Source organism: Mycobacterium sp. (genome assembly GCF_019247615.1).
Classification (GTDB): domain Bacteria; phylum Actinomycetota; class Actinomycetes; order Mycobacteriales; family Mycobacteriaceae; genus Mycobacterium.
The window spans coordinates 1-5,420 of record NZ_JAFBAT010000049.1 but is presented as its reverse complement, the minus strand read 5'-3'; the positions used below and the strand labels follow the sequence as shown (position 1 = coordinate 5,420).

At 67.9% G+C, this 5,420-nt stretch carries 6 protein-coding genes; 1 reads left to right on the top strand and 5 read right to left on the bottom strand.

Features of this window, described 5'->3' with window-relative positions; all coding sequences use genetic code 11:
- The 5 genes from JO059_RS03435 to gap form a co-directional block, all read right to left on the bottom strand.
- The coding region (locus JO059_RS03435; protein WP_293314717.1) for an MFS transporter at nt 1-653 on the bottom strand (653 nt) is incomplete at its 3' end.
- Nucleotides 650-1,204, bottom strand: coding sequence for a helix-turn-helix transcriptional regulator (locus JO059_RS03430; RefSeq protein WP_293314716.1), 555 nt, complete (start codon nt 1,202-1,204; stop codon nt 650-652). The genes JO059_RS03430 and JO059_RS03435, both read right to left, overlap by 4 nt.
- Before the next feature lie 77 nt (nt 1,205-1,281).
- The gene (tpiA, locus tag JO059_RS03425; RefSeq protein WP_293314715.1) at nt 1,282-2,067 is read right to left on the bottom strand and encodes a triose-phosphate isomerase; all 786 of its coding nucleotides are present in this window, start codon (nt 2,065-2,067) and stop codon (nt 1,282-1,284) included.
- Nucleotides 2,064-3,323, bottom strand: a complete 1,260-nt coding sequence (locus JO059_RS03420) for a phosphoglycerate kinase (protein ID WP_293314714.1) — start codon at nt 3,321-3,323, stop codon at nt 2,064-2,066. Before JO059_RS03420 ends, tpiA begins: the two co-directional genes overlap by 4 nt.
- A gap of 2 nt (nt 3,324-3,325) precedes the next feature.
- Nucleotides 3,326-4,345, bottom strand: a complete 1,020-nt coding sequence (gene gap / locus JO059_RS03415; RefSeq protein ID WP_293314713.1) for a type I glyceraldehyde-3-phosphate dehydrogenase — start codon at nt 4,343-4,345, stop codon at nt 3,326-3,328.
- A 318-nt stretch (nt 4,346-4,663) separates the two neighbouring features.
- Between gap and JO059_RS03410 the strand changes: the two genes are divergently transcribed.
- Nucleotides 4,664-5,420, top strand: a 757-nt coding sequence (locus JO059_RS03410; protein ID WP_293314712.1) for a hypothetical protein, incomplete at its 3' end; no start/stop codon positions are given.

The window sequence follows — 5,420 nt, the reverse complement described above, 5'->3', positions numbered from 1 at the left end:
CCCGCCGACAGCAATGCCAGGCCGGGCCAATCGCCCTTGCCTTCCCTACCTTCGGCCCCAGCCGGAAGGAGCACGACCGCGGCGACGACCGCGAGGACGCCGAGCGGGACGTTCACGTCGAATACGAGCCGCCAGCCGACGTGCGCGCCCGAGGCCGCAATGATCAGGCCGCCGACCAGGGGGCCGAGCGCAACCGAAAAGCCGATCGTCGCTCCCATCACCGCGAATGCGCGCGCTCGCGCCCGGTCGGCGAACATCAACTGGATCAACGCGGTGATCGGGGTGAAGAACATGCCACCGGCCAGGCCCTGGATTGCGCGTGCGGTGATGAGCTGCGCGTCGTCACGGGCCAGGCCGCACGCCAGACTCGCAACCGTGAACAGCGACAGACCTGCGATGAACACCCACTTGTGTCCCAGCCGGTCCCCCACTCTGCCGGCCGGTATCAAAGCCAGCCCGAAGGCCAGCGCGTAGCCGGAAACGATCCACGACAGCGTGGCGTTCGATGCACCCAGACTGGTGCGGATCGTCGGAATCGCGACATTGACGATCGTGGTGTCCAGCAATGCCATGAATGCGCCGACCAGCAGCACCGCGAGCGCAAACCAGCTGCGGCGTTGGGCGAGAACCTTTTTCGACGTTTGACTGCTCATATTTCCTCGCCATCCGAGACGAGCGCGGGCAAAGCTTCCAAAAGTTCGGTGTGCCACGTGATTTCGGCGCGCAGCCGGCCGGCCCGGTGCTTCATCACCAGCTTCTCCGCGGCGGTCAGATAACGGTCGATGGTGGCGGCATGGGCCTCCCACTCGGTGAGCATGGCTTTCAGCGATCCGATGCGGGCGGCAAGAATCGTCGGCAGGTCGTCGGCGTGGTCCGAGTGCAGTCGCGTAATGGCCAGGTCAAACGGGTCAGGTTTGATCACGATCTCGCGCAACGCCCTGAGCCGCAGCGCGCCGACGGCCTCGCGCCCGGCGTCCGTGATCGCCCATACCTGCCGTTGCGGGTAGGCTCCGGCGCGCTCGACGCGAAGCTCCTCGATGAGGTCCTCGGCCGCCAGCCGCTTGATCGCCCCGTACAAGCCACCGACCGTGATGTCCGTCCACAAGCCGACGTGCTCCTCTTCGGCCAACAGTCGCAGCTGGTGCCCGTGCATCGGGCCGCGCTCCTCCAGCGCCGCCAGGATGAAGATCCGTATCGACGACACGCGAGTACTCTCGCACGAGTACTCGCCCGTTGTCCAGCTCCGGCGGTTTGATTAGGGCGCCCGGACCGGTCCCGGGACTACGGCAGCGGCCCGCCGGCGGCGATTGCCGCCAGCGTCGCGAACTGCTCACCGTCCAGCGACGCACCGCCGACGAGGGCCCCGTCGATATCTTCTTGGGCGACGATGTCGCCGATGTTTTTCGCGTTCACCGATCCGCCGTAAAGCACTCTGGCGGCGTCCGCGACCTGGGCCGAGGCCAGCGAGCCCAATTCCTTCCGGACCGCCGCGCACACCTCCTGAGCATCGGACGCGCTGGCGACCCGTCCGGTTCCAATGGCCCACACGGGCTCGTAGGCGATGACGACCTTCCCGATCTGCTCGCTCGACAGCCCGGCCAGCGAGCCGCGCAGCTGCTCCTCGCAGTGGCTGACGTGCTCCCCCGCCTCCCGGACGTCGAGGTGCTCGCCAATGCAGACGATGGGGGTGAGCTCATGCCTGAGCGCGGCGGCGGCCTTGGCGGCCACCAGCGCGTCGTCCTCGTTGTGGTAGGTGCGCCGCTCGGAGTGTCCGACGACCACGAAGCTGCAGCCCAGCTTGGCGAGGAAGGCGCCGCTGATGTCGCCGGTGTACGCGCCGGAGTCGTGCTGGGACAGGTCCTGCGCCCCGTAGGTCAGACGCAGCTTGTCACCGTCGACCAACGTCTGCACGCTGCGCAGGTCGGTGAAGGGCGGGATGACCGTGACGTCGACCTTGTCGAAGTACTTGTCCGGCAGCGCGAATGCAATCTTCTGCACCAGCGCGATCGCCTCGAAGTGATTGAGGTTCATCTTCCAGTTGCCCGCGATCAGCGGCTTGCGGCTCACGAGTCTCCTGCCCCCTCGTCTCGCCCGGGCTGTGGATTGCCAAGAACCTCCATGCCCGGCAGCGTCTTGCCTTCCAGGTACTCCAGCGACGCGCCGCCGCCGGTGGAAATGTGCGAGAAGTCGCCCTCCGGGATACCCAGCGCCCGCACCGCCGCGGCGGAGTCCCCGCCGCCCACCACGCTGAAGGCGCCCTTGCGCGTCGCCGCGGCGATCGCTTCCGCGACCCCCTTAGTCCCGGCGGCGAAGGGCGCGAATTCGAACACCCCCATGGGACCGTTCCAGAAGACGGTCCTGGCGTTGGACAGCAGCGTGGTGAAGCGCTTGACCGACTCCGGCCCAATGTCCAGGCCCATCTTGCTCTCCGGAATCCGGTCCGTGAACACGGTTTCCGGAGGCGAGTCGGCGGCGAACTTCTCCGCCACCACGATGTCCACCGGTAGGTGCAACACATCGTGATAGGTGTCCAGCAGCCTGCGGCACGTGTCGATCATGTCGGCTTCCATCAGCGACGTACCCACCGAAAGGCCATGAGCAGCAAGGAAAGTGAAGCACATACCGCCGCCGATGACGATGCTGTCGGCCTTGGTGGCCAGGGACTCGATCACGCCCAGCTTGTCGGACACCTTCGATCCTCCGAGCACCACCGCGTAGGGACGTTCGGTTGAGCCGGTCAACTGCTCCAGCACCCGGATCTCCTCGGCCACCAGCTTGCCGGCGTAGTGCGGCAGCAGGGTGGCGACGTCGTACACCGAGGCCTGCTTGCGGTGCACCACCCCGAAGCCGTCGGAAACGAAAGCCCCGCCCGGGCTGACCAATTCGGCGAGTTGCCTGGCCAGCGCCAACCGCTCGCCGTCGTCCTTGCTGGTTTCGCGCGGGTCGAAGCGGACGTTTTCCAGCAGCAAGATGTCACCGTCGGTCAGCCCCTCGGCGCGGGCCAGCGCGTCGGTGCCGACGACATCACCGGCCAGTTGCACATGCCGGCCCAGCTGTTCGCCGAGCGCCGCGGCGACCGGTGACAGCGAAAGCTTCGGGTCGGGTCCATCCTTGGGACGGCCCAGATGCGCGGCGACCACCACCCGGGCGCCGGCCTCGAGCAGCGCCGTCAGCGTCGGCACCGACGCGGTGATGCGGCCGGGGTCGGTGATTTTACCGGAATCGTCGAGCGGGACGTTGAGGTCGGATCGCACCAACACTCCGCGACCCGAAACACCTTCCGCGAGAAGGTCTTCGAGCGTGTGCAGGGAGAACGACGGCACGGTTACAGCGACTTGCCGACCAGGGATACCAGGTCGATGAGGCGGTTGGAGTACCCCCATTCGTTGTCGTACCACGACACCACCTTCGCCTGGTTGCCGATCACCTTGGTCAGGCCGGAGTCGAAGATCGAGCTGTGTGGGTCGGTGACGATGTCGCTGGAGACGATCGGAGCGTCGTAGTACTTCAGGATGCCCTTGAGCCTGCCCTCGGCGGCGGCTTTGAAAGCCGCGTTGATTTCCTCGGCGGTGGCGGATTTCGACAGCTCGGCGGTCAGGTCGGTGACCGAGCCGGTGGGAATCGGCACCCGCAACGCATAGCCGTCGAGCTTGCCCTTTAGCTCCGGCATCACCAGGCCGATCGCCTTGGCCGCTCCCGTCGACGTCGGCACGATGTTCAGCGCGGCCGCCCGCGCCCGGCGCAGGTCCTTGTGGGGCCCGTCCTGCAGATTCTGATCCTGGGTGTAGGCGTGGATGGTGGTCATCAGCCCCTTGACGATGCCGAACTCGTCGTTCACCACCTTCGCCAGCGGCGCAAGGCAATTCGTGGTGCATGAGGCGTTGGAGATGATGTTCTGGCTGCCGTCGTACTTGTCGTCGTTGACGCCGAGGACGATCGTGATGTCGGGGTCGGTCGCGGGCGCGGAAATGATCACCTTCTTGGCGCCCGCCTCCAGGTGGCCCTTGGCCTTGGCCGCGTTGGTGAACAGCCCGGTGGACTCGACGACGACGTCGACGCCGAGGTCTTTCCACGGCATCGCCGCCGGGCCCTCGCGGACCTCGAGGGCCTTGATTTTTGCGGTGCCCACCACGATGGTGTCCTCGCCCTCCAGGCTGACGTCATAAGGCAGCCGCCCGAGGATGGAGTCGAATCGGAGCAGGTGCGCCAGCGTCGCGTTGTCGGTGATGTCGTTGACCGCGACCACCTCGATGTCGGCGTTCCCCTGCTCCTGTTGAGCCAGCAAGGCCCGGTAGAAATTGCGTCCGATTCGACCGAAGCCGTTGATGCCTACTCGGACCGTCACGTGATCTCTCCCTGTCTGTGATGTCTTCGGCGAGTCCGCTGATGACGCGCTCGCCGTCAGCCTAGAACAGCGCGAAACACCGTTGCGCGCCGGTAAGAGCGCCAGACCTCTGCGCCGCGGAAACCGTGTTCCGGCCCGCGTTTCAGGCAAGGCCCGGTGACGCCGACCTGTGACACCGTCGTGACGTCACCATTTGGAAACGGCGCGGTGCGCCGCGGCTTGTGGTCCGCGTGGGCTGTCGACAATTAGCCCGGTGTCGAAGAAGGACCTCGATACGGCCAGGCGTATCAAAGCGGTGACGAAGGAGAGTTGACGCTGATGGCGATCGTCGATCGGTTGAACATCAAAGTAGTTGCCGGCGTTGGATTGTGCGGAGCTGCCATAGCGTTGAGCCCGGACGCGGCAGCCGCCCCACCGCCGATGAAAACCGGGGGCTACGCGTGCGTCCAGGGGATGTCGGGCGAGGCTGTGGCGCCGGCGGCCGGCGGACCGGCGGCCGGCGGACCGGCGGCAGCAGGCGGCGCGGGCGCGGGGGCACCGGTACCCGCGGCACCGGCGCCCGGCGCGCCAGCGCCCGCAGGCACAGCGTCGCCCGGCGCATCGGCAGCGACGACGTGCCAATGCGCCTACAGCTCCACCGCAGGCGGACCGGCAATGACGGGCTGGCCCGCCACCGCAGGCGGCGCGCCGGCCGCAGGCGGACCGGCTTCCGGAGGGGGAGCGCCGGCCGCAGGCGGACCGGCACCCGCAGGGGGAACGCCGGCCGCGAATGCGTGCAGCGCTCCAATTACTTCCATGGCCGGCGTTCCGATTGTTTCGCCCGGGCCGGTCCCGGTGGTGCCGGCGGGTGCGCCGCTGATCGCGCTTGGACCGGTGCCGGCGGGCGCACCGGTGCCGGCAGGCGCGGTGCCGGTGGGTGCACCCCTGCCGGTCGGCGCCCCGATCCCGGTCGGCGCCCCAATCCCGGTCGGCGCCCCAATCCCGGTGGGCGCGCCGATCCCGGTGGGCGCCCCGATCCCCGTGGGCGCCCCGATCCCCGTCGGGGCGCCGATCCCCGTGGGCGCGCCGATACCCG